This is a genomic window from Tabrizicola sp., assembly GCF_030373185.1.
In the GTDB taxonomy this organism is placed as follows: domain Bacteria; phylum Pseudomonadota; class Alphaproteobacteria; order Rhodobacterales; family Rhodobacteraceae; genus Tabrizicola.
In genome coordinates this window covers 72,629-93,586 of record NZ_JAUCZH010000004.1, presented here as the reverse complement: position 1 = coordinate 93,586, position 20,958 = coordinate 72,629, and the positions used below count along the sequence as shown (strand labels likewise).

Genomic DNA, 20,958 nt, shown 5'->3' with positions numbered 1-20,958 from the left:
GGCGTCAGGCCGCAACGCGAACGGGATAAAGACATGCGCCTTTCGACCTTGATGACCGGGATTGCCGCGGCCTGCTCTGCAAGCCTTCTGGCTGGATCGGCTCTTGCCCAACAAGCCCTTGAAATCATTGGACAGCCAGTCGATGGCGCCATGGGGTTCCAGCCCTCTGGCACCGAAGGCGCGCGCGACCTGGTCTGGTTGGACACGATGATCCTTTATATCATCACCGTGATCGTGGTGTTTGTGACCGCCCTGCTGATCTATGTGATGATCCGCTACAATTCCAAGTCGAACCCGACGCCGGCCCGGTTCACCCACAACTCGCCGCTGGAAGTGGCGTGGACGGTGATCCCGATCGTGATCCTTGTCTTCATCGGGGCTTTCTCGCTTCCCGTGTTGTTCAAGGATCAGGAAATCCCTGTGGGTGACGTCACGATCAAGGCCACCGGCTATCAGTGGTACTGGGGCTATGAATATGTCGATGAAGACGTGGCCTTTGACAGCTACATGATCGGCTCGCCCGCGCTGGGTGGCAACAACATGCTGACCCCGGAAGTGGAAGCTGATCTTGCCGCCGCCGGCTATTCGCGCGACCAGTTCCTCTTGGCGACGGATACTGCGGTTGTCGTGCCGGTTGGCAAGGACATCGTCATTCAGGTGACGGCGGCTGACGTGATCCATTCGTGGAAGATCCCCGCCTTCGGCGTGATGCAGGACGCTGTGCCGGGTCGTCTGGCCGCGCTGTGGTTCAAGGCGGAAAAGGAAGGCATCTACTTCGGCCAGTGTTCGGAACTTTGCGGTCAGATGCATGCCTACATGCCGATCACCGTGAAGGTGGTGTCAGAAGCCGCCTATGCGGAATGGCTGGAAAAGGCCAAGGCCGGTGATGTCGAACTGTCGCATGCTGTTGCCGAAACCCCGGTTCAGGTCGCATCCAACGACTGACCCGCGACGCGCAAGCGTTCTTGGGCTGAAACTTTGACGGGGCTTGCTGCGGCAGGCCCCCCACTTTACGCCAAGGCCTGTTCAGGCAGGTCGGATCGAAGCAGGACTGAATGAGCGATATCGGCGCCTACCAGACCACGACCACCGACCCGCATGAGGCTGGGTTCGGCGATTATGTGCAGCTTTTGAAGCCGCGCGTGATGTCGCTGGTCGTGTTTACCGCGCTGGTGGGCCTTCTGGTCGCGCCCGTGTCGCTGCACCCGGTGGAGGCGTTTGCCGCCATCTTGTTCATCGCGCTGGGGGCGGGGGCATCGGGCGCACTGAACATGTGGTGGGACGCTGATATTGATGCGGTCATGGCCCGCACCGCGCGCCGCCCGGTGCCTGCCGGCAAGGTGCAGGCCGGTGAGGCCCTGGCCGTGGGTCTGGCGCTTTCGGGCATCAGCGTGGTGATGCTGGCCTTGGCAACCAATCTGGTGGCGGCAGCGCTGCTGGCCTTCACCATCTTCTTTTACGCCGTCGTCTATTCGATGTGGCTGAAACGCTCGACCCCGCAGAACATCGTGATCGGTGGCGCTGCCGGGGCGTTTCCGCCGATGATCGGCTGGGTTGCCGCGACGGGCAGCGTTTCCGTCGAGGCGGCGCTGATGTTCGCGCTTATCTTCATGTGGACGCCGCCGCATTTCTGGGCGCTGGCTCTGTTCATGAAGGCCGATTACCACACCGCCGGGGTTCCGATGCTGACCGTGACGCATGGCCGCAAATCCACGCGGCGGCATGTGCTGGCCTATACGCTCCTCTTGGTGCCGGTGGCGGTTGGTGCGGCGCTGACGCAGGTGGGTGGCATGTTCACTCTGGCGGTTGCGGTGGCTCTGAACCTTTGGTTCGTCATTGGGGCCGTGCGCATCTGGCAACGCGATGAGGCGGTGGCCGAGGCTGATCGCTATGCCGTTGAAAAGGCTTTCTTCCGCTTTTCGCTTCTGTATCTGTTCCTGCATTTCGCGGCCTTCCTTGTGGAAGCGGCGCTGAAACCGTTCGGACTGGGGGGCTGGTGATGGCCCTCCGTCCGACGCATGAGCTTCACAAGCGCCGCTTCAGCCGCAACCTTGGCCTTGGTTTGACGCTGGCCGCCTTCGTGGCGCTGGTCTTTGCCTTGACCGTGGTCAAGGTGCAGCGTGGCGATCCGATGCAGGGTTATGACCATGTGATCCAGCCGCAGGCGCTGCCAAAAGGGGGGGGAGGATGATCTTTCCACGTCTTCAGGGTCCGCAGCGGACCCTTGTGCAGACTGTGTCGCTGGTCGTTGCGATGGCGTCGTTGTCTTTCGCCGCCGTGCCGTTCTATGACTGGTTCTGTCGGGTGACCGGATTTGGCGGCACAACCTCGGTCGCGGATGCCGGCTCGGATGTCATTCTGGACCGGACGATCAAGGTGCGCTTTGACGCCTCGCTGGAACAGGGGATGCCCTGGACCTTCAAGCCCGCGGTCCCGTCCATGGATATCCGCATCGGTGAAACCGGCCTTGCCTTCTATGAGGCGCACAACCCGACCGACCGTCCTGTTGCGGGAACCGCCAGCTTCAACGTCTTCCCCTATTCGGCAGGCGGCTTCTTCACCAAGATTGAGTGTTTTTGTTTCACCGAACAGGTCTTGCAACCGGGCGAAACCGTGCAGATGCCGGTCAGCTTCTACGTCGACCCCGCATTGGTGGACGACCGTGAAGGCCGCTTTGTGAATGAGATCGTGCTGAGCTACACTTTCCACCTGACACCGCTGCCCGACGAACAGGCGGCATTGACCACTTCCACCGCGCCCAACGCTGGCGCGGTGAACTGACCGAAAAAGAAAACGAGGGAACCGCCAGCCATGGCCCACGCAAAGAACCACGACTACCACGTCCTGCCGCCGTCGATCTGGCCGCTGCTGGGTGCGCTTTCCGGCTTTGTCATGCTTTTCGGGTCGGTCCTGTGGATGCATGGATCCGGCCCATGGCTGGGGCTTATCGGCCTTGCAGGCGTGCTTTACGTCATGTTCGCGTGGTGGTCGGAAGTCGTGCAGGAAAGCCAGCAGGGCGACCATACTCCTGTCGTTCGGCTGGGTCTGCGCTATGGCTTCATCCTGTTCATCATGTCGGAAGTCATGTTCTTCGCGGCCTGGTTCTGGACCTTCTTCAAGCACCGCATGTATCCGATGGGGCCGGACAGCCCGGCGATTGATGGCGTCTGGCCGCCCGCCGGGATCGAGACCTTCGACCCTTGGCACCTGCCGCTGATCAACACGCTGATCCTGCTCTTGTCGGGCTGCGCGGCAACCTGGGCTCACCATGCGCTGGTGCATGAAAACAACCGCAAGGATCTGGTCAACGGCCTGATCCTGGCGATCGGGCTTGGCGTGATCTTCACCGGGATGCAGGCCTATGAATACAGCCACGCCGCCTTCGGTTTTGCCGGCAACATCTACGGCGCGTCGTTCTTCATGGCGACGGGGTTCCACGGGTTCCACGTCATCATCGGGACGATCTTTCTGACTGTCTGCCTGATCCGCGCGCTGAAGGGGCATTTCACCCCCGAAAAGCACGTCGGGTTTGAGGCTGCTGCCTGGTATTGGCACTTCGTTGACGTGGTCTGGCTGTTCCTGTTCGCCGCCATCTACGTCTGGGGCCAAGGCTGATTTCAGCCAGCCAACACGGCTTTCAGCGCGGGCCTTCGGGCCTGCGCTTTCGTTTCGGGGAAGCGTTCCTTGGGGGTGACATGCTGCGCAACACGATCTTTGCACTGGTTCTGGGGATCTCTGGTGCGGGGGTGCTGATCGCGCTGGGGGTCTGGCAGATGCAGCGCCTTGCGTGGAAGGAAGCCATCATCGCCGAGGCTGCGGGGATGATCGCGGCGGATCCGATCCCGCTGCCTGCCGCACCCGACCCGACCCAAGACCGCTACCGGGTGGTTTCGGTCCTTGGCAGCTTTACCGGGCAAGAGGCGCATGTGCTGACCTCGACCCGGGAAATGGGGCCGGGTTTTCTGGTGATCGCCGCCTATGAAACGGACGATGGCCGCCGCATCCTGATTGACCGGGGGTTCGTGCCGGAAACCGAAAAGACCACCCCGCGCCCGGCCCGCGCGGTGGCCGTGGAAGGCAACCTGAACTGGCCCGATGATGTGACCTCCTCTACCCCAGCCTATGATACCGGGCGGGCCATCTGGTATGGCCGCGATGTGCCCGGAATCGCGGCGATCCTTGGGACCGAGCCGATTCTGATCATCGCCAAATCCGACACCGGCGACGCGATCATGCCGCAACCCGTCACGACAGCGGGCTTTCGCAATGATCATTTCAGCTACGCGGTCACCTGGTTCGGGCTGGCCGCAGTCTGGCTGGGGATGACAGTGTTTCTTCTCTGGCGTATCAGGACGCGGACAGACTGAAGGCGCATGCGATGAAATATGTATCCACCCGTGGCACGGCCCCGACGCTTGGCTTTGGCGAGGCGATGATGACGGGCCTTGCCCGTGATGGCGGGCTTTATGTCCCCGAAACCGTGCCGCAGTTCAGCCACGGTGAAATTGCCGCGATGGCCGGCCAGTCCTATGAGGATGTGGCCTTTCGCGTGATGCGGCCCTACATCGGCGGCTTTTTCGCGGATGACGAGTTTCAGGGCCTGATAGCCGCCGCCTACCAGGGCTTTCACCACGCCGCCCGCGCGCCGATGGTGCAGCTTGGGGCAAACCATTTCCTGCTGGAGCTGTTCCACGGCCCGACACTGGCCTTCAAGGACTTCGCCATGCAACTGATCGGCCAGATGATGCAGGCCGCGCTGGCGAAGTCGGGGGAGCGGATCACCATTGTCGGCGCCACCTCTGGCGATACCGGGTCGGCGGCGATGGAGGCGTTCCGGGGCCTAGCCAATGTGGAGGTGTTCATCCTCTTTCCGCATGGCCGGGTGTCGGATGTGCAGCGCCGGCAGATGACGACCCCGGTCGAGGCGAACTGCCACGCCCTTGCCATCGACGGCGATTTTGACGAAGCGCAGGCCCGCGTGAAGGACATGTTCAATGACTTTGCCTTCCGTGATGGGGTGCGGCTGGCCGGGGTGAACAGCATCAACTGGGCGCGGGTTCTGGCGCAGGTGGTCTATTACTTCTACGCCGCCACCGCCCTCGGCGCGCCGCATCGCGCGGTCAGCTTCACCGTGCCGACCGGCAATTTCGGTGACATCTTCGCCGGCTACATCGCCCGTCGCATGGGGCTGCCGATTGACAAGCTGGTGATTGCGACCAACCAGAATGACATCCTTGACCGGGCGCTGCGGTCTGGCGATTACCGGACAGATGGCGTGCGCCCCTCGATCAGCCCGTCGATGGACATTCAGGTTTCGTCCAACTTCGAACGCGCGCTGTTTGATGCCTATGGCCGTGATGGCGGGGCGATTGCTGCACTTATGGCGGAACTGAAGGCGGGCGGCTTCCGCATCAGTCAAGGCGCGCTGGAGATCCTGCGCGCCACCTTCGCCTCGGGCCGCTGTGATGAGGATGAAACCCTGTCCACGATCCGCCACTTCTGGAAAGAGACGGGTGAATTGCTTTGCCCCCACTCTGCCGTGGGTGTGAAGGTGGCCGAAGAACAGCTTGGCCGCGCGCCGATGATCACGCTTGCCACCGCCCATCCGGCGAAATTCCCCGACGCGGTGGAACGCGCCACCGGCATCCGCCCCGGCCTGCCGCCGCATATGGCGGATCTATTTGACCGGCCGGAACGGATGACCCGCGTGCCGAATGATCTTGCTGCCCTTCAGGCGCTGGTGCGCGAAAGGATTGCCCGTTGACGCAAAGCCTCCATACCCTGCCAAACGGCTTTCGGATCGTGACCGAAGCGATGCCCGGCCTGCAATCGGCCAGTATCGGTCTGTGGGTCGAGGCCGGCGGGCGGCACGAAACCCCGGCCCAGAACGGCATCGCGCATTTTCTGGAACACATGGCCTTCAAAGGCACCCGGCGCCGGTCCGCCTTGCGGATTGCCGAGGAAATCGAGGATGTGGGCGGCTACATCAACGCCTACACCAGCCGAGAGATGACGGCCTATTACGCCCGCGTGCTGTCAAGCGATGTGGTCATGGCTCTGGACGTGATCGCCGATATCGTCCTGAACCCCCTGTTCCGCAAGGCGGATATCGAGACCGAGCGGCATGTGATCTTGCAGGAAATCGGTCAGGCGCTGGACACCCCCGACGATATCATCTTCGACTGGCTGCATGAAGTGAGCTACCCCGATCAGCCCTTTGGTCGCACGATACTTGGGCCGGAAGAACGGGTGTCGTCTTTCACCAAGAAGGATTTCGAAGGCTTTGTCGGCCACCATTACGGCCCCGACCAGATGATCCTGTCGGCGGCCGGGGGTGTCGATCATGCCGCCATCGTTGAGGCTGCCGAGCGTATCTTCGGGGGGCTGAAACCTGTGGGCGCCTCGACCGTGCAGCCCGCGCGGTTCGAAGGTGGCGAGCGGCGCGAGGTGAAGGATCTTGAACAGGTCCACTTTGCGCTGTCGTTCGAAGGGCCGGGCTACCGGGATGACGCGGTCTATACCGCGCAGGTCTATGCCACCGCGATGGGCGGCGGCATGTCCAGCCGCCTGTTTCAGAAGATCCGCGAAGACCGGGGTCTGTGCTATTCGATCTACGCCCAGGCCAGCGCCTATGAAGACACCGGCCAGATCACCATCTATGCCGGCACATCCGAGGAAGAGATCGGCGATCTGACGCAACTGACAATTGCCGAGTTGAAGCGCGCGGCCGATGACATGACCGAGGCCGAGGTGGCCCGCGCCCGGGCGCAGTTGCGCGCGGGGCTTCTGATGGGGCTTGAAAGCCCGTCCAGCCGTGCCGAACGCAACGCGCGGCTCTTGTCGATCTGGGGCCGTGTGCCTGCGGTGTCGGAAGCCGTGGCCAAGATCGACGCCGTGGATACAGCGGCAGTGCGCGCCCATGCGGCCGGTCTGACCCATGCGAAAGCGGCGCTGGCGATCTACGGTCCGGTTGCCAAGGGGCCGGGGATCGAGGAGATCCGCCGCGGATTGTCAGGCTGATGCTTGGCCTCAAACGCCGGGTCCGGGTCGAAACCGAGCGGATGACGCTGCGGCTGCCCGAACATGCCGACTGGCGGCAATGGTCTGACTTGCGCCAGGACTCGGCCGAGTTCCTGGTGAAATGGGAGCCGGTCTGGTCCAATGATCACCTGACCCGCCGCTCCTTCACCAACCGGGTCTATTGGGCGCAACGGGCCGAAGCACAGGGGACCGCGCTGCCGATGGTGCTGATCCGGCGCGAGGACAACCAGCTTCTGGGCGCGCTTACGCTGGACAATATTCGTCGTGGACCGGCGCAGGCCGGCACGCTTGGCTACTGGATCGGCCAGCCCTTCGCGCGCCATGGCTACATGCGCGAGGCGATCTTGGCGCTGACCCATCACGCCTTCACCCGGATGGATCTGTCGCGGATGGAAGCTGCCTGCCTGCCGGAGAACGCCGCCTCGCGCGGGGTCTTGGAGAAATGCGGCTTCAAGTATGAGGGCGTTGCGCAAAGCTACCTGCAAATCAACGGCCGCTGGCGCAACCATGTGCTTTACGCCAACCTGCGCGGAGATCGGCGCGGGCGGACAGATGTTGGCTGACCTCGCGCATCCGTGATCGCAAAGCCGCGTGACGTGGCGCCGATCCGGGTTACCCTTGGGAAGACCGGAGGTGACCCATGCGACTGACCCTTGCCCTGCTGATCCTGACGGCAGCCCCCGCGCTGGCACAGGACCGGATCCCGTCGCATTGCATCGCGCTGGCAGAGGCAGAGGCGCAGGTTGTCCCGGTTGCCTTGAACGAAGGTCTGGACGAAGGCAGCGTCCTGATCCGCTACATCAACCACGCCAGTTTCGCCGTTGTGACCCATGACGGCACGGTCGCGGTGACGGATTACACCGGCTATATCGGCACGCAGGACGTGGTGCCGGATGTGGTGACCATGAACAATGCCCATTCCACCCACTGGACCGCCGCGCCCGATCCGCGCATCCCGCATGTGCTGGAAGGTTGGGGCGCAATAGGTGCGCCTGCCGATCACCGGCTGGATCTTGGCGCGATGCTGGTGCGCAACGTGCCGACCGATACGCGTGGCCCCTTTGGCGAAGGCGCGCGCAAGGATGGCAATTCCATCTTCATCTTCGAGGCCGGGGGGCTTTGCATCGGCCACCTTGGCCACCTGCACCAGATCCCGTCTGACGAACAATACGCTGCCATCGGGCGGCTGGATGTGGTGATGGTCCCGGTGGATGGCGGCTATACGCTGCGCCTGGGCGACATGGCAGGGGTGGTGCGGCGGTTCAGATCCTCGGTCGTGATCCCGATGCACTGGTTCAGCCAGGCGTCACTGCAATCTTTCCTGACCGAAATGTCGGCGGAATTTGACGTGGTGGAAACCGGCGGCGCGCAGATCGCGCTTTCGATGAAGGGCCTGCCCTCCAAGCCGACCATTCTTGTGCTGGACCCGGTTTACCTTGATTGACGGGGCTGGTGCCTGCCCCGGGGCGGCGATACCACGGGCAAAAGTGGAGGGTCCGCCATGCTCAACCCCTGTGACGCAGCTTTTGTCGCCGAGTTGGCGTCGGTTTTGCCTGATGGGTGTCTGAACGCCCCAGACCCCGGTCATCTGGAAGAACCCCGCGGACGCTGGCAGGGTCGGGCCGGCATTCTTGCCCGGCCACAGACAACGGCAGAGATCGCCGCGATTATCCGCGCCTGTCACGCGGCCCGGGTCGGGGTGGTGCCTTGGGGCGGCGGCACCGGGCTTGTCGGTGGCCAGATCATGACAGACGGCCCGGCGCCGCTTTTGCTGTCGCTGGAACGGATGACGGCCTTGCGGGGCGCTTATCCGTCAGAGAACGCCTTGGTGGTGGAGGCGGGGATGATCCTTGCCGATGTGCAGGCCGAAGCGGCACGGATCGACCGGCTGTTCCCGCTGTCGCTGGCGTCTGAAGGGTCATGCCGGATCGGCGGTAATCTGGCCGCGAATGCCGGTGGCACGGCGGTCTTGCGCTATGGCAATGCGCGCGACCTTTGTCTGGGGCTGGAGGCGGTCTTGCCCGATGGGACGGTGTTCAACGGCCTGACGAGGCTTCGCAAAGACAATGCGGGCTATGATCTGCGCCATCTTCTGATCGGGTCCGAAGGGACGCTTGGGGTGATCACCGCCGCCAGCCTTCGGCTGCATCCGATCCCGGCCGCTGCGGTGGTTGCGATGCTTGTTGTCCCGTCGCCCGCTGCGGCGCTGGAGCTGTTGGGTCTGGCGCAGACCCATGCCGCCGGAATGGTGTCCAGCTTTGAACTGATGCACCGGACGGGCTTTGACTTTCTGGCCGAGACGATGCCCGACATCCGCGCGCCTTTCGATCCGCTGCCCGAATGGATCGTGCTGATCGAACTTGGCCTGTCCCGTGGCATGGACCCTGAAGAAACCATGGCCGGGCTTTACGATGCTGCCAACAGTGCCCGGCTGGTGACAGATGGCTTGATCGCAACCTCCAAGGCGCAAGCCGCGGCACTTTGGAACCTGCGCGAGATGGTACCCCAGGCCAACCGTCGGATCGGCGCGGTTTCAAGCCACGACATCTCTCTGCCCTTGTCGGCCATCCCTGAATTCATCGCCCGCGCGCCGGGCTTGCTGGCGCCGTTGGGTGATTTCCGGGTGAATTGTTTTGGCCATCTGGGCGACGGCAACCTGCATTGGAACGTCTTTCCGGCAAAAGGCCAATCCCGTGCCATTCATGACGCCAAACGCGGCGCGGTGAAGGAAGCGGTACATGATCTGGTGCATCTGCTTGGCGGGTCGGTCGCGGCGGAACATGGGGTGGGGCGGCTGAAGACGGCGGACCTGAAGCGCTACGCCGACCCCGGCAAGCTGGCCGCGATGCGGGCGATCAAGGCCGCGCTTGACCCGTATGGCATCATGAACCCCGGCGCGGTGCTGGACTGAAGCAATTACCCCGCCGCAGGAACCTGCGACGGGGTGCTTTGGGGGTGTGTGGATCACGCCGTGGGTAGCGGCGCGGTCGGGCTGGGTAGGCCCGACAAGCACAGGTCTAGGGTGATTCTCTTTCTACAGGGTTAACGGGGCTGGTTTCGGCGCAATCGCACGAAATTTTTCAGCAGAAATCGCTGCGGAGCGTTTGAAGGGCCGACGAAGAGTTTTTCGAGAACTCCGAATGCGTGCCGCGCCGGGCGGTCAAAGCCCCGCGAAATCGCACAGCGCGTGGACATCCATCCCCATCGCTTCCAGCTTCTTGCGCCCGCCAAGGTCGGGCAGGTCCACCACGAAGGCGCAGCCCACCACCTCGGCCCCCAGCCGCTCGATCAGGCGGATGCCTGCTTCGGCGGTGCCGCCGGTGGCCAGAAGGTCATCGACTAACAGCACCTTTTCGCCCGCTGTCATCGCGTCTTCATGCACCTCGACCACCGCTTCGCCGTATTCCAGCTTGTAGGCTTGAGAAATCGTCTGACCCGGCAGCTTGCCCTTCTTGCGGATCGGCACAAAGCCGGTGGACAACTGATGCGCCACCGCGCCGCCAAGGATGAATCCGCGCGCCTCCAGCCCGACAACCTTGTCGATCCGCATCCCGGCATAGGGCGCAAGCAACTGGTCCACGGACATCCGGAACCCGCGCGGATCAGCAAACAGGGTCGTCACGTCGCGAAAGAGGATCCCCTCATGCGGGAAATCGACGATGGTGCGGATATAGTCCTTGACGGTCTTTTTCGGGGTCATTTTCTGCGTCCGATTACGGTTTCGGGGGATAGTGCATCCGCAGGATCGTGGCATCCTGCCCGGTCAATTGCGTCGTCTCGTTCGAGGTTTGAGACAGGATCGAGACCCCTTCGTAGGCCTCGTTGTCGATGTCGTGCAGGAATCCAAGTGACTGGGTGACTTCCTCCAGCATGACCGAGGTCAGATCCGTCTCGCTGATCGTGGTGGAAATCAGGATCACCGCTTCCAGAATGGCGTTGGTCCTGTCTGACCAGACCGTCATGTAGCCGACGCCCATGATGCCTGGACCCGAAAATCCCGGCCTGTCGGGCATCTCGCTGCCTTCGGCGAGATTGGTTGGGCGAATGGTGATGTCGGCATTGGAAGCTCTGGTGAAGGCCAGCTTGATTCCGGCGCCAACCCCGTTCACCTCATTGATCGCATTGCGGATCGAGGGCATCAGACGGGCTTCGAAGCCGGGTGGGATCGGGTCATTGCCCCGGGCCAGACGCACGGTCAGACGTGCCTTGTCCCATCGCAGGGCCGGACCAAGGCATTGGCCCGCAGGGCGTGCGCCGCAGGTGGCAAGACGATAGAAATCGGCATCTGTCAGGCGTCCGGAGGTAACGATGGCATCTGACACATCGGTCTCGGCCTGCGCAGGTGCCATCAGGATGTGGGCCGACAACAACGCGGCAAGGACAAGGGGTCTCAACATCGGCCCGGCCTAAAGCACCCGCCCGGCCACGGCGTCCAGCCGGGCCAGAACCTCCGGGTCGCGCTTGTCCGCGGCGGTAATGATCGCATGGGCAAGGGCGCGGTCGCAGCCATGCGGGCAGGGGGCGCGGTCTGGTCCCAGCAGCGCCGGAAGTCGTGCCACCAGACCGCGCGCCGCCGCCGCATTGGCCTGCAACACCGCGATGACCTGCGCCACATCCACCGCGCCGTGGTCTTCATGCCAGCAGTCATAGTCGGTGACCATCGCGACCGAGGCATAGCAAAGCTCTGCCTCACGGGCGAGGCGGGCTTCGGAAACGCCGGTCATCCCGATCACATCGGCACCCCAGCTGCGGTACAGTCGGCTTTCTGCCAGCGTGGAAAATTGCGGGCCTTCCATGGAAAGATAGGTGGCTCCCTGATGGATGGTCAGCCCTTCGGCCTCTGCGGCTTTGGCGCAAAGCGCGCCAAGGCGGGGGCAGGTGGGGTGAGCAAGGCTGACATGGGCCACGCAGCCCGGCCCGAAGAACGACATCGGGCGCTGGCTGGTGCGGTCGATATATTGATCGACGATGACGAAATCGCCCGGCCCGAAATCCTCGCGCAGGGATCCCACGGCTGAAACGGCCACCAGATCGGTGCAACCCAGACGCTTCAGCGCGTCGATATTGGCGCGGTAGGGGACGGTGGCGGGGTCATGGACATGGCCGCGCCCGTGCCGGGGAAGAAAAGCCACGGGAAGGCCGGAAAGGCGCCCCACCAGCACCTCATCCGAGGGTTTGCCGAAAGGGGATTTCACCTTGACCCAGCTGGCACCTTCCAACCCGTCGATCTGGTAGACCCCCGATCCGCCAATAACGCCGAGCATGGTTTGCATGGTGGTCCTTTCGTCTGGGGCCAAGGGCAAGGATAGACTGGGCGGGCAAGGATAGACTGGACGGGCAAGGATAGACTGGGCGGGCAAAGGGGGGAAGGGGGCGCTGCTGGGAAATGGGCAGGCCAGAGCGCGCGCTATTCCAGATTGGTGTGCCTGCTGCGCATGGCTTCACTGTCGGCACCGATCCTGTCGCGCAGCGCCAGAACAACAAGTTCGAACACCAGAAACATCGCGCCCTCAAAGACTGACCCCATGGGCAGGATCGTGCTGACCCCGGCCCCCCGGTCGCTGGCCATGGTCTGTGCGGGCAAATGAAAGATCGCCCCCGCCGCGCGTGAGGTGGGGCCCTCGGGCTGGGCGGTCAGGCACACGGTATCGGCCCCCGCACGGTTGGCGGTGTCAACAAGGGCGGTGATCGTGGACAGATCGCCCGGCCCGGCACTGGCAAAAAGCAGGTCACCGGGACCAAGAGGCGGACAGGTCATTTCGCCCACCACATGTGCATCAAGGCCAAGGTGGTAAAGCCGCATCGCAAGGGCGCGCATCATCAGCCCTTCGCGCCCCGCGCCGGTCAGGGCAATGCGGCGGGCATTTGCCAGCGCCGTGACCAGCCGGTCGAATGCGGCGGGGTCCACGGCGGCGGTCGCTTGGGCGATTTCGCTCGCGGCGCGGCTGGCGTTGCTGGCAAGGTCCGACATGGGGGGCTCCGCTTGGTCGGGGCAGTTTGCGGCAAGCGCCTGGCCCGGTAAAGGCTTGCGAAGGCCCGCACCCTTGCGCCATCCTGCTTTGATGCGAGGGGCAGCGGAGGATGGGCATGACACGCGATATGACGGCCCTTGCGGCGCTGACCGCGCATATCGAGGCGCAAGCTGGATTGGGACGGGTGATCGTCGCCCTTGCCGGGGCGCCGGGGTCGGGAAAATCCACCTTGGCCGACAAGCTGGTTGGTCGGCTGAATGCCCGGCAGCCGGGTCTTGCAGCGGTGCTGCCGATGGACGGCTATCACTACGACGACCTCTATCTGGTGCCTGCGGGCCTGCGCCCGCGCAAGGGTGCGCCGCATACCTTTGATGTGGGCGGGCTATACCACACGCTGAAGCGGCTGCGCGCGCGCGATGAGCCTGAAGTGGCCGTCCCCGTATTCGACCGCCAGATCGAGATTGCCCGCGCCGGAGCCCGGCTGATCCCGGCTGATGTCGGGGTCATCGTGGTCGAGGGCAACTGGCTATTGCTCGATCAAACCCCGTGGGACCGTCTGCGCCCGATGTTTGACGTGACCGCGATGATCGATGTGCCGGAACATGCCTTGCGGGCGCGGCTGCGTGGGCGGTGGGAACGGCTGGGCCTGACCGAACCGGAGATTGCCGCAAAGCTGGAAGAAAACGACCTGCCGAACGGCCGTCTGGTGCGCGATGCATCCGTGGCCGCCGAGTTTCGGCTGAGCAATGGCTGAGGAAATCCGATGGACCTGATCGACACCCACCAGCACCTGATCCGGCGTGACCGGATCGGCTATGCCTGGACCCACGACATACCGATCCTTTCTACCGGCGATTTCACGCGGGAAGATTACGCCGGGCTGGTGGCGGGCAAGGGTGTTGCGGCCACGATCTTCATGGAAACCGGCGTTGATGATGCCGATTACCAGACCGAGGCGCGCTTGGTGGCGGGTATGGTCGGCAGCTCGGTTGGCGGGGTGGCGATGCTGGGGCAGATCGCCAGCATCCGGCCCGAATGGGACGAAGGCTTTGACGCCTGGCTGGAGGAGGCGCAGGGTCTGGGCGTGGTCGGCTTTCGCCGCATCCTGCATGTGGTGCCGGATGAGGTGTCACTGACCGAAACCTTCCGGGCGAACCTGCGCAAGATCGGGCGGGCGGGATATCCGTTCGATCTGAACTTTCTGGCGCGGCAACTGATCCCGATCGGGGCGGAACTGGTGCGGGCCTGCCCGGATCAGCCCTATGTTCTGGACCATTGCGGGGTGCCGGATGTGGCGGCGGGTGGCTTTGACGAATGGCGGCAGGGCATCGACGTGATGGCCGGATTTCCCAACATCGTGGTCAAGCTGTCCGGCATCACCACCTATTGTGCGCCGGGGACGGCTTCGGTTGCGCTTGTGCGGCCCTATGTGGACCACCTTTTGCAGGTATTCGGCCCCGACCGAATGCTTTGGGGCGGTGACTGGCCGGTGGTGAACCTTGGCGCGGGGCTGCCCGGCTGGATCGACATGACGCGCGACCTTCTTGCCGGGCTATCGGCTGACGAACAGTTCGCTATTGCCCAAGGAACAGCCAAGCGGGTCTACGGGGTTTGATCGCCAAGATTTCCGCGCGGCATCAAAGCCCAAGCTTTGCCTCGGTCTCGGCCAGAAGCCTTGCGGATGCGGCAAGCGACTCTGTTTCGGCCATGTTCAGATCGGGGCGCAGTTCGGCGGTGATGCCCTTGCGGGTAATCACGCGGGGCAAAGACAGGGTGACACCCGCAACGCCGCCGATATCGTTGGTCCGGGTGGACAGCGACAGAACCGCGCCTTCATCCGCCGCAATCGCGCGAACGATCCGGGCAAGGCCCGCGCCGATGCCGTGCCACGTTGCGCCCTTGCCCTCGATGATCCGGTAAGCGGCGCGGCGGACGCCCGTGTCGATGTCGGCCCGGACGGCATTGGTGATCGCGGCCCCGACCTGCGCTGCGAACGAGGCGATGGGGACAGACCCCGCACGGGCGGCGGACCAGCCCAGAACCTCGCTGTCGCCATGTTCGCCAAGCACATAGGCATGCACCGATTGCGGCGCGATGCCAAGGTGACGGCCCAGAAGGCTTCGGAAACGAGCGGTGTCAAGGATGGTGCCGGACCCGATGACACGGCCCGGTGGCAGGCCGGAAAGCCGGGTGGCGACATGGGTCATCACGTCCACCGGGTTGGTGGCGACCAGCAAGATCGCATCGGGCGCTGCCTTCGTGACTGCGCCCACGATGTCGCGGAACACCTCGGCGTTGCGTTCCAGCAGTTGCAGCCGGGTCTCGCCGGGCTTCTGGCTGACGCCAGCGGCAAGGATCACCACGCCCGCACCCGCAAGGTCGGAATAGTCGCCCGCGCGGATGGTGACGGGCCGCCCAAACGGAACCGCGTGCGAGATATCTTCCGCCTCTGCCACGGCCCGGGCGGGGTTCTGGTCGATCAGGATGATTTCGCTTGCCCCGCCACCAAGGGCAAGGGCAAAGCCCGCCGCGCCGCCAACCATTCCGGTGCCGATGATGCCGGTTTTCATGGGCTGCTCCTGCTGTTTGGGGGAAGGGTTGCGCAGGCGGGTTGGAAGCGCAAGGCAGAACCACGGCCGACCTTGACCGGGCCCTCAGCCAAGCTGCGGCAACATGCTGTCCAGCTTGGCATAGGCTTCTTCCATCCCCGCTGCCATGCCAGAGGCGGCGGCGCGCTTGCGCGCGGCGGCGCTGGAATAGCGGACCTCCATCGTCAGGCGGGTGGTTCGGGGGGCGATTTCGGCAAGAGTCTGGGTGACGGTGGTTTCGCCACCGGTCCAGTCTTCGTCGAAAATTTCCGTATGGATCAGGCGGTGCGGGGGCTCTACGGTCAGAAACTGGCCCGAAACGCCCATCAAACGGTCAGGCGCGGTGCGCCAGACCCAGCGGAACGCCCCGCCGACCAGCAGGTCCATGTCACATTGAACCATCGGCCAGTCCTGCGCCCATTGCCAGCGCGGCAGGATTGCAGGGTCAGTCAGCGCGCGCCACAAGATGCCCGGGGATGCGTTGAAGACCCGGGTCATGGTCAGGTCGGTCTCACCCGTCAGAGCGATGGCAAGGGTGCTGGCCATGTCAGCCCCCCGCAAGCACGGCGTCCAGCCGCGCATAGCTGTCTTCCAACCCGTCTTCCATGCCAGAGGCCAGCACAGCGGCGCGGGCTTCGGCATCTGGCAGGGTCATGATCATTGTCAGCCTTGTGCCGCCGCCATCAGGATCAAACCGGGTTTCGACATGGCTGTCGGGGGTGGGGTCGGGCAGGAACATGCGCTCGATGTGAACAATGCGGGACGGGGCGGAAAGCTCCAGATACTCGCCTGTGGCATGAAAGCTGTGGCCTTGCCCGTTCGACCATTCGAAGCGGAAGCTGCCGCCGGGGCGGGCGTCGGAATGGCAAAGTGGCATTGTCCAGCCATCCGGCCCCAGCATCCAGCGCCGGATCAGGTCTGGCTCGGTATGGGCGCGAAAGACCAGCGGCGGCGGGGCCGCAAGGCTGCGGGTGATGATGATGCGCGTATCGCCGTCGGTGACAAGTCTGGTGGGCGCACTCATGGCGTTTCATCCTTTTGCAGATCGGCCAGAACCGTATCCAGCCGGGTGTAGCGCGCTTCCCACAGCGCTCGGTATTGGCCAAGCCAGTCCCACAGATGGGCCACGGCCTCGGGGTTCAGACGGCGCGGGCGCGAGGTGCCATCAACGCGGGTTTCGATCAGGCCCGCGTCTTCCAGCACCTTCAGATGGCGCGAGATTGCGGGCTGGCTGATCGGAAAGGGGCGGGCAAGGTCTTGCACCGTCGCCTCACCTTCGGCCAGCCGGGCAAGAATGGCGCGGCGGGTCGGGTCTGAAAGCGCGGCAAAGGCGGCGTCAAGTTCGGGCATTGGGGCAATCTGTCGGGGTTGCTGTCAGTTGCGGATTCATCATGTGCGCATTATATAACATATGTGTTATAAAATGCAAGTCCGCCACCGCGCTTGCCGACTTTTGGCAAACCGCAGAGACCAACGGCTTCAGGTGAACGATCGGGCCACCGCTCCGCCCCGGACCGCAACCCTTATTCCTGCTGGCCTTGCACAGGATTTGCCGCTACTCTTTCCCGCAGACCCGGGGGAACATCCGGGCATGAAGGCAGAGCAGGCGTAATCAGGCGGTTTCCCATGACTGAGATGGTCTATGGCTCCAATCCCGTTCGGGTGGCCGAGCCGGTGCTTCCCCGTTGGTGGCGCACGATCGACAAATGGACGTTGACCTCGGTCTTCGTCCTTTTTGGCATCGGGCTTCTCTTGGGCCTTGCGGCCTCGGTGCCTCTGGCCAATCGAAATGGGCTGGAGCCTTTCCATTACGTTCAGCGGCAAGCCTTCTTTGGCGGGGTCGCGCTGGTGGTGATGATCGCGATTTCGATGATGTCGCCCGCCATGGTGCGGCGGATCGGGGTTCTGGGCTTTGCGGCGTCGATGGTGGCGCTTATGCTGTTGCCGTTGTTCGGCACGGATTTCGGCAAGGGCGCGGTACGCTGGTTCTCGCTTGGCTTTGCCTCGTTCCAGCCGTCCGAGTTTCTCAAGCCCGGTTTTGTCATCGTGGTGGCGTGGCTGATCGCGGCGGCGCAAGACCTGAACGGCCCGCCTGGAAAATCCATCTCCTTTGCTCTGACGCTGGTGATCGTCGGGTTTCTGGCCATGCAGCCGGATTTCGGCCAGTCCGCGCTGGTGCTGTTCGCCTGGGGGGTGATCTATTTCGTCGGTGGCGCGCCGATGACCCTGATTGCCGTCGTGGGTGGCATCGTCGCGGTGGCGGGACTTGCCTTTTACGAATCCTCGGAACATTTCGCGCGCCGGATCGACGGGTTCCTGTCGCCTGACGTGGACCCGCGCACCCAGCTTGGTTATGCCGCGAACGCGATACAAGAGGGCGGATTCTTCGGCGTGGGCGTCGGCGGCGGTCAGGTGAAATGGTCGCTGCCAGATGCGCATACAGATTTCATCATCGCCGTCGCCGCCGAGGAATACGGGCTGATCCTTGTTCTCTTGATCCTTGCGCTTTACGGGGTGATCGTGGTGCGGTCGCTTGGCCGCCTTCTGGCCGAGCGTGACCCCTTTGCCCGGCTTGCCGGAGCGGGGCTGGCCTGCATCTTCGGCGTTCAGGCGATGATCAACATGGGCGTGGCGGTGCGGCTTTTGCCCGCCAAGGGCATGACGCTTCCCTTTGTCAGCTATGGCGGATCGTCGGTCATCGCGGCGGGCATCACGATGGGGATGCTGCTGGCGCTGACCCGCGCCCGTCCGCGCGGACAGATGAGCGATGTCTTCCGGCGGGGCCGCTGATGTCACGGCTGTTGCTTATCGCGGCGGGGGGGACGGGGGGACACATGTTCCCGGCCCAAGCCTTGGCCGAAGCGATGCTGGCGCGCGGCTGGCGGGTTGCGCTTTCCACCGATGACCGCGGCGCGCGCTATGCGGGCGGGTTTCCCGACGCGGTCAGGGTCGAGCGTGTCGCCTCGGCAACCTTCGCGCGGGGTGGGGCGGCCGCAAAGCTGCTGGTGCCTTTGCGCATCGCGGGTGGGATTGTCGGGGCGCTATGGTCGCAGCTGCACGACCGTCCAGCGGTGGTGGTGGGGTTCGGCGGCTACCCCTCGATCCCGGCGCTGACGGCGGCATGGGTCTTGCGTCGGCCCCGGATGATCCATGAACAAAACGGCGTGCTTGGCCGGGTGAACCGGGTTTTCGCCCGCCGTGTTGACAAGATCGCTTGCGGCACATGGCCCACCGATCTGCCGCAAGGCGCAAGTGGCGAGCATACCGGAAACCCGGTGCGCCAAACGGTGCTGGACCGGGCCGGTGCCGGATACATCCCGCCGGGGGACTATCCGATGAGCCTTCTGGTCATCGGCGGAAGTCAGGGCGCGCGCATCCTGTCAGACCTTGTGCCTGCCGCCATTGCAGCCCTGCCGGACCCGTTGCGGGACCGTCTGCGGGTGGCGCATCAGGCCCGGGCCGAGGATGCCGAGCGTGTTGCCGCCGCCTATGACGCGGCGGGGGTGCGGGCCGAGGTCCAGCCCTTCTTCACCGACATTCCAACCCGGCTTTCCGAGGCGCAACTGGTCATCTCGCGGTCGGGTGCGTCGTCGGTTGCCGATATCGCGGTCATCGGGCGCCCGGCGATCCTGATCCCCTACGCAGCGGCCACCGGCGACCACCAGACCGCCAACGCCCGCGGGCTGGTTGACGCGGGGGCAGCCATCCTTGCGCCGGAAAACGGGCTTGACGCCGGAACGCTCAGCGGTCACATCGCCCGAATTCTGGGCCAGCCCGCGGAAGCCGAGGCCATGGCCCGTGCGGCGCTTGCCCAAAGCCGCCCCGATGCGACCGACCGTCTGGCCGCACTTGTCGAAGCCCTCGCTAAGGAGGCATAGCATGAACGCCGCGACCAAATTGCCAATGGAACTTGGCCCGATCCACTTTGTAGGGATCGGTGGGATCGGGATGTCAGGCATTGCCGAAGTGCTGATGACACTTGGCTACCGCGTGCAAGGCTCGGACGCCAAGGCGTCAAAGATCACCGACCGGCTGGTCAAGCTGGGTGCCGTGTTCTTTGAAGGGCAGATGGCCGAAAACATCGGTGACGCGGCGGTGGTGGTGATCTCGTCGGCGATCAAGAAGGGCAATCCCGAACTGGAAGAAGCGCGGCGGCGCAAGCTGCCGGTGGTGCGCCGGGCGGAAATGCTGGCCGAACTGATGCGGCTGCGTTCCAACATCGCCATCGCAGGCACGCATGGCAAGACCACTACGACGACCATGGTTGCGACTCTGCTGGACAAGGGCGGGTTTGACCCCACCGTGATCAACGGCGGGGTGATCCACGCCTATGGCTCAAACGCGCGCGCCGGGGCTGGCGAATGGATGGTGGTGGAAGCGGACGAGTCCGACGGCAGTTTCAACCGTCTGCCCGCGACAATTGCCATTGTCACCAACATCGACCCGGAACACATGGAGCATTGGCACACCTTCGATGCGCTGCGGAAGGGTTTCCTCGATTTCGTGTCGAACATCCCGTTTTATGGCCTTGCGGTCTGCTGCACCGATCACCCCGAAGTGCAGGCGCTGGTTGGCCGCATTGCTGACCGCCGGGTGGTGACCTTCGGGTTCAACGCGCAGGCCGACGTGCGGGCGCAGAACCTGACCTACACGAATGGGGTCGCGCATTTCGACATTGCGCTTCAGGCCGAAGATACGGTGATCGAAGGCTGCACCCTGCCGATGCCCGGCGATCACAACGTGTCAAACGCGCTGTCCGCCGTGGCCGTGGCCCGCCATCTTGGCATGAAGAAAGACGAGATCCGCGAGGCATTGGCCGGGTTTGCCGGAGTGAACCGCCGCTTTACCCGGGTGGGCGAGGTGAATGGTGTCACCATCATCGACGATTACGGCCATCACCCGGTGGAAATCGCCGCCGTCCTGAAAGCCGCGCGGCAGGCCACCAAGGGCCGGATCATCGCGATCCACCAGCCGCACCGGTATTCCCGGCTGTCCAACCTTTTCGACGATTTCTGCACCTGCTTCAACGAAGCCGATGTGGTGGCGATTGCCGACATCTACGCGGCTGGTGAAGAGCCGATCCCGGGGGCAAGCCGCGATGATCTGGTGGCGGGCCTGATCGCCCATGGCCATCGCCACGCCCGCGCGCTTCTGGATGAAGCCGATCTGGTCCAGTTGGTCAGGGAACAGGCGCGTCCGGGTGACATGGTGGTCTGCCTTGGGGCTGGCACGATTTCAGCGTGGGCCAACGCGCTGCCCGCCAAATTGATCGGCCATGCGGCATGACGCGCGAGACTTTTCCAAGAGGCTTGCAAATTCCTTCCAAGGGATTTGTTGCCCCCCCCTTTCTGGCGGTG

The 20,958-nt window shown here is 64.0% G+C and carries 24 protein-coding genes; 16 read left to right on the top strand and 8 right to left on the bottom strand.

Annotated features, from left to right (window positions below; genetic code table 11):
• Positions 1-33 precede the first annotated feature (33 nt).
• The 11 genes from coxB (at position 34) to QUV21_RS08660 (ending at position 9,952) form a co-directional block, all read left to right on the top strand.
• Positions 34-945: a cytochrome c oxidase subunit II gene (gene coxB, locus QUV21_RS08710; protein WP_300854271.1), complete on the top strand. Its 912-nt coding sequence runs from the start codon at positions 34-36 to the stop codon at positions 943-945.
• Positions 946-1,055: 110 nt separating this feature from the next.
• Positions 1,056-2,000 (top strand): heme o synthase, encoded by a 945-nt coding sequence (gene cyoE, locus QUV21_RS08705; RefSeq protein WP_300854269.1) that lies wholly within the window; start codon positions 1,056-1,058, stop codon positions 1,998-2,000.
• Complete coding sequence (locus QUV21_RS08700; RefSeq protein WP_300854268.1) at positions 2,000-2,191, top strand: hypothetical protein; 192 nt, start codon at positions 2,000-2,002, stop codon at positions 2,189-2,191. Before cyoE ends, QUV21_RS08700 begins: the two co-directional genes overlap by 1 nt.
• Entirely contained in the window at positions 2,188-2,781 is a 594-nt protein-coding gene (locus QUV21_RS08695) for a cytochrome c oxidase assembly protein (RefSeq protein ID WP_300854267.1), read from the top strand. The genes QUV21_RS08700 and QUV21_RS08695 overlap by 4 nt, the downstream gene beginning before the upstream one ends.
• Before the next feature lie 30 nt (positions 2,782-2,811).
• Positions 2,812-3,615, top strand: a complete 804-nt coding sequence (locus tag QUV21_RS08690) for a cytochrome c oxidase subunit 3 (protein WP_300854266.1) — start codon at positions 2,812-2,814, stop codon at positions 3,613-3,615.
• Positions 3,616-3,695: 80 nt separating this feature from the next.
• The gene (locus QUV21_RS08685; protein ID WP_300854265.1) at positions 3,696-4,367 is read left to right on the top strand and encodes an SURF1 family protein; all 672 of its coding nucleotides are present in this window, start codon (positions 3,696-3,698) and stop codon (positions 4,365-4,367) included.
• Positions 4,368-4,378: 11 nt separating this feature from the next.
• Positions 4,379-5,764, top strand: a complete 1,386-nt coding sequence (gene thrC / locus QUV21_RS08680) for a threonine synthase (RefSeq protein ID WP_300854264.1) — start codon at positions 4,379-4,381, stop codon at positions 5,762-5,764.
• Entirely contained in the window at positions 5,761-7,020 is a 1,260-nt protein-coding gene (locus QUV21_RS08675; protein ID WP_300854263.1) for a pitrilysin family protein, read from the top strand. The genes thrC and QUV21_RS08675 overlap by 4 nt, the downstream gene beginning before the upstream one ends.
• Complete coding sequence (locus QUV21_RS08670; RefSeq protein ID WP_300854262.1) at positions 7,020-7,604, top strand: GNAT family protein; 585 nt, start codon at positions 7,020-7,022, stop codon at positions 7,602-7,604. The genes QUV21_RS08675 and QUV21_RS08670 overlap by 1 nt, the downstream gene beginning before the upstream one ends.
• 77 nt (positions 7,605-7,681) lie before the next feature.
• A complete protein-coding gene (locus tag QUV21_RS08665; protein WP_300854261.1) occupies positions 7,682-8,485 on the top strand; it encodes an MBL fold metallo-hydrolase in 804 nt (267 codons plus the stop codon).
• A gap of 57 nt (positions 8,486-8,542) precedes the next feature.
• Positions 8,543-9,952 (top strand): FAD-binding oxidoreductase, encoded by a 1,410-nt coding sequence (locus QUV21_RS08660; protein WP_300854260.1) that lies wholly within the window; start codon positions 8,543-8,545, stop codon positions 9,950-9,952.
• A 249-nt stretch (positions 9,953-10,201) separates the two neighbouring features.
• On the opposite strand, the gene QUV21_RS08655 is transcribed toward QUV21_RS08660, so the two are convergent.
• From QUV21_RS08655 to QUV21_RS08640, 4 genes are all read right to left on the bottom strand, one after another.
• The gene (locus QUV21_RS08655) at positions 10,202-10,741 is read right to left on the bottom strand and encodes an adenine phosphoribosyltransferase (protein ID WP_300854259.1); all 540 of its coding nucleotides are present in this window, start codon (positions 10,739-10,741) and stop codon (positions 10,202-10,204) included.
• A gap of 13 nt (positions 10,742-10,754) precedes the next feature.
• Positions 10,755-11,438: a DUF2927 domain-containing protein gene (locus tag QUV21_RS08650; protein ID WP_300854258.1), complete on the bottom strand. Its 684-nt coding sequence runs from the start codon at positions 11,436-11,438 to the stop codon at positions 10,755-10,757.
• Between the two features lie 9 nt (positions 11,439-11,447).
• Complete coding sequence (locus QUV21_RS08645) at positions 11,448-12,314, bottom strand: S-methyl-5'-thioadenosine phosphorylase (protein WP_300854256.1); 867 nt, start codon at positions 12,312-12,314, stop codon at positions 11,448-11,450.
• A gap of 134 nt (positions 12,315-12,448) precedes the next feature.
• A complete protein-coding gene (locus QUV21_RS08640; protein WP_300854254.1) occupies positions 12,449-13,012 on the bottom strand; it encodes an SIS domain-containing protein in 564 nt (187 codons plus the stop codon).
• Between the two features lie 116 nt (positions 13,013-13,128).
• On the opposite strand from QUV21_RS08640, the gene QUV21_RS08635 reads away from it, so the two are divergent.
• Together QUV21_RS08635 and QUV21_RS08630 are read left to right on the top strand one after the other, a co-directional pair.
• On the top strand, positions 13,129-13,767 hold the full coding sequence (locus QUV21_RS08635) for a nucleoside/nucleotide kinase family protein (protein ID WP_300854253.1): 639 nt from the start codon (positions 13,129-13,131) through the stop codon (positions 13,765-13,767).
• Positions 13,768-13,776: 9 nt separating this feature from the next.
• A complete protein-coding gene (locus tag QUV21_RS08630; RefSeq protein WP_300854252.1) occupies positions 13,777-14,628 on the top strand; it encodes an amidohydrolase in 852 nt (283 codons plus the stop codon).
• Between the two features lie 22 nt (positions 14,629-14,650).
• On the opposite strand, the gene QUV21_RS08625 is transcribed toward QUV21_RS08630, so the two are convergent.
• From QUV21_RS08625 to QUV21_RS08610, 4 genes are all read right to left on the bottom strand, one after another.
• Complete coding sequence (locus QUV21_RS08625; RefSeq protein ID WP_300854251.1) at positions 14,651-15,583, bottom strand: L-lactate dehydrogenase; 933 nt, start codon at positions 15,581-15,583, stop codon at positions 14,651-14,653.
• Between the two features lie 84 nt (positions 15,584-15,667).
• A complete protein-coding gene (locus tag QUV21_RS08620; RefSeq protein ID WP_300854249.1) occupies positions 15,668-16,147 on the bottom strand; it encodes an SRPBCC domain-containing protein in 480 nt (159 codons plus the stop codon).
• A gap of 1 nt (position 16,148) precedes the next feature.
• Complete coding sequence (locus QUV21_RS08615; protein WP_300854247.1) at positions 16,149-16,625, bottom strand: SRPBCC domain-containing protein; 477 nt, start codon at positions 16,623-16,625, stop codon at positions 16,149-16,151.
• Positions 16,622-16,951, bottom strand: coding sequence for a metalloregulator ArsR/SmtB family transcription factor (locus tag QUV21_RS08610; RefSeq protein WP_300854245.1), 330 nt, complete (start codon positions 16,949-16,951; stop codon positions 16,622-16,624). Before QUV21_RS08610 ends, QUV21_RS08615 begins: the two co-directional genes overlap by 4 nt.
• A gap of 276 nt (positions 16,952-17,227) precedes the next feature.
• On the opposite strand from QUV21_RS08610, the gene QUV21_RS08605 reads away from it, so the two are divergent.
• Genes QUV21_RS08605 through murC form a run of 3 tightly spaced genes read left to right on the top strand, consistent with a single transcriptional unit; the run spans position 17,228 to position 20,887 of the window.
• Positions 17,228-18,391, top strand: a complete 1,164-nt coding sequence (locus QUV21_RS08605; RefSeq protein WP_300854244.1) for a putative peptidoglycan glycosyltransferase FtsW — start codon at positions 17,228-17,230, stop codon at positions 18,389-18,391.
• Complete coding sequence (locus QUV21_RS08600) at positions 18,391-19,479, top strand: UDP-N-acetylglucosamine--N-acetylmuramyl-(pentapeptide) pyrophosphoryl-undecaprenol N-acetylglucosamine transferase (protein ID WP_300854243.1); 1,089 nt, start codon at positions 18,391-18,393, stop codon at positions 19,477-19,479. The genes QUV21_RS08605 and QUV21_RS08600 overlap by 1 nt, the downstream gene beginning before the upstream one ends.
• 1 nt (position 19,480) lies before the next feature.
• A complete protein-coding gene (murC, locus tag QUV21_RS08595) occupies positions 19,481-20,887 on the top strand; it encodes a UDP-N-acetylmuramate--L-alanine ligase (protein WP_300854242.1) in 1,407 nt (468 codons plus the stop codon).
• The last annotated feature ends 71 nt before the right edge of the window (positions 20,888-20,958 follow it).

Excerpts from the sequence above, each read along its gene's own strand:
- QUV21_RS08605 (WP_300854244.1), top strand. The coding sequence starts at position 17,228 with ATGACTGAGATGGTCTATGGCTCCAATCCCGTTCGGGTGGCCGAGCCG.
- QUV21_RS08640 (WP_300854254.1), bottom strand. The coding sequence starts at position 13,012 with ATGTCGGACCTTGCCAGCAACGCCAGCCGCGCCGCGAGCGAAATCGCC.
- QUV21_RS08660 (WP_300854260.1), top strand. The coding sequence starts at position 8,543 with ATGCTCAACCCCTGTGACGCAGCTTTTGTCGCCGAGTTGGCGTCGGTT.
- cyoE (WP_300854269.1), top strand. The coding sequence starts at position 1,056 with ATGAGCGATATCGGCGCCTACCAGACCACGACCACCGACCCGCATGAG.
- QUV21_RS08645 (WP_300854256.1), bottom strand. The coding sequence starts at position 12,314 with ATGCAAACCATGCTCGGCGTTATTGGCGGATCGGGGGTCTACCAGATC.
- QUV21_RS08665 (WP_300854261.1), top strand. The coding sequence starts at position 7,682 with ATGCGACTGACCCTTGCCCTGCTGATCCTGACGGCAGCCCCCGCGCTG.
- coxB (WP_300854271.1), top strand. The coding sequence starts at position 34 with ATGCGCCTTTCGACCTTGATGACCGGGATTGCCGCGGCCTGCTCTGCA.
- QUV21_RS08655 (WP_300854259.1), bottom strand. The coding sequence starts at position 10,741 with ATGACCCCGAAAAAGACCGTCAAGGACTATATCCGCACCATCGTCGAT.
- QUV21_RS08635 (WP_300854253.1), top strand. The coding sequence starts at position 13,129 with ATGACACGCGATATGACGGCCCTTGCGGCGCTGACCGCGCATATCGAG.
- QUV21_RS08690 (WP_300854266.1), top strand. The coding sequence starts at position 2,812 with ATGGCCCACGCAAAGAACCACGACTACCACGTCCTGCCGCCGTCGATC.
- QUV21_RS08670 (WP_300854262.1), top strand. The coding sequence starts at position 7,020 with ATGCTTGGCCTCAAACGCCGGGTCCGGGTCGAAACCGAGCGGATGACG.
- QUV21_RS08620 (WP_300854249.1), bottom strand. The coding sequence starts at position 16,147 with ATGGCCAGCACCCTTGCCATCGCTCTGACGGGTGAGACCGACCTGACC.
- QUV21_RS08615 (WP_300854247.1), bottom strand. The coding sequence starts at position 16,625 with ATGAGTGCGCCCACCAGACTTGTCACCGACGGCGATACGCGCATCATC.
- QUV21_RS08650 (WP_300854258.1), bottom strand. The coding sequence starts at position 11,438 with ATGTTGAGACCCCTTGTCCTTGCCGCGTTGTTGTCGGCCCACATCCTG.
- QUV21_RS08610 (WP_300854245.1), bottom strand. The coding sequence starts at position 16,951 with ATGCCCGAACTTGACGCCGCCTTTGCCGCGCTTTCAGACCCGACCCGC.
- QUV21_RS08630 (WP_300854252.1), top strand. The coding sequence starts at position 13,777 with ATGGACCTGATCGACACCCACCAGCACCTGATCCGGCGTGACCGGATC.
- QUV21_RS08625 (WP_300854251.1), bottom strand. The coding sequence starts at position 15,583 with ATGAAAACCGGCATCATCGGCACCGGAATGGTTGGCGGCGCGGCGGGC.
- QUV21_RS08695 (WP_300854267.1), top strand. The coding sequence starts at position 2,188 with ATGATCTTTCCACGTCTTCAGGGTCCGCAGCGGACCCTTGTGCAGACT.
- thrC (WP_300854264.1), top strand. The coding sequence starts at position 4,379 with ATGAAATATGTATCCACCCGTGGCACGGCCCCGACGCTTGGCTTTGGC.
- QUV21_RS08600 (WP_300854243.1), top strand. The coding sequence starts at position 18,391 with ATGTCACGGCTGTTGCTTATCGCGGCGGGGGGGACGGGGGGACACATG.
- QUV21_RS08700 (WP_300854268.1), top strand. The coding sequence starts at position 2,000 with ATGGCCCTCCGTCCGACGCATGAGCTTCACAAGCGCCGCTTCAGCCGC.
- QUV21_RS08685 (WP_300854265.1), top strand. The coding sequence starts at position 3,696 with ATGCTGCGCAACACGATCTTTGCACTGGTTCTGGGGATCTCTGGTGCG.
- murC (WP_300854242.1), top strand. The coding sequence starts at position 19,481 with ATGAACGCCGCGACCAAATTGCCAATGGAACTTGGCCCGATCCACTTT.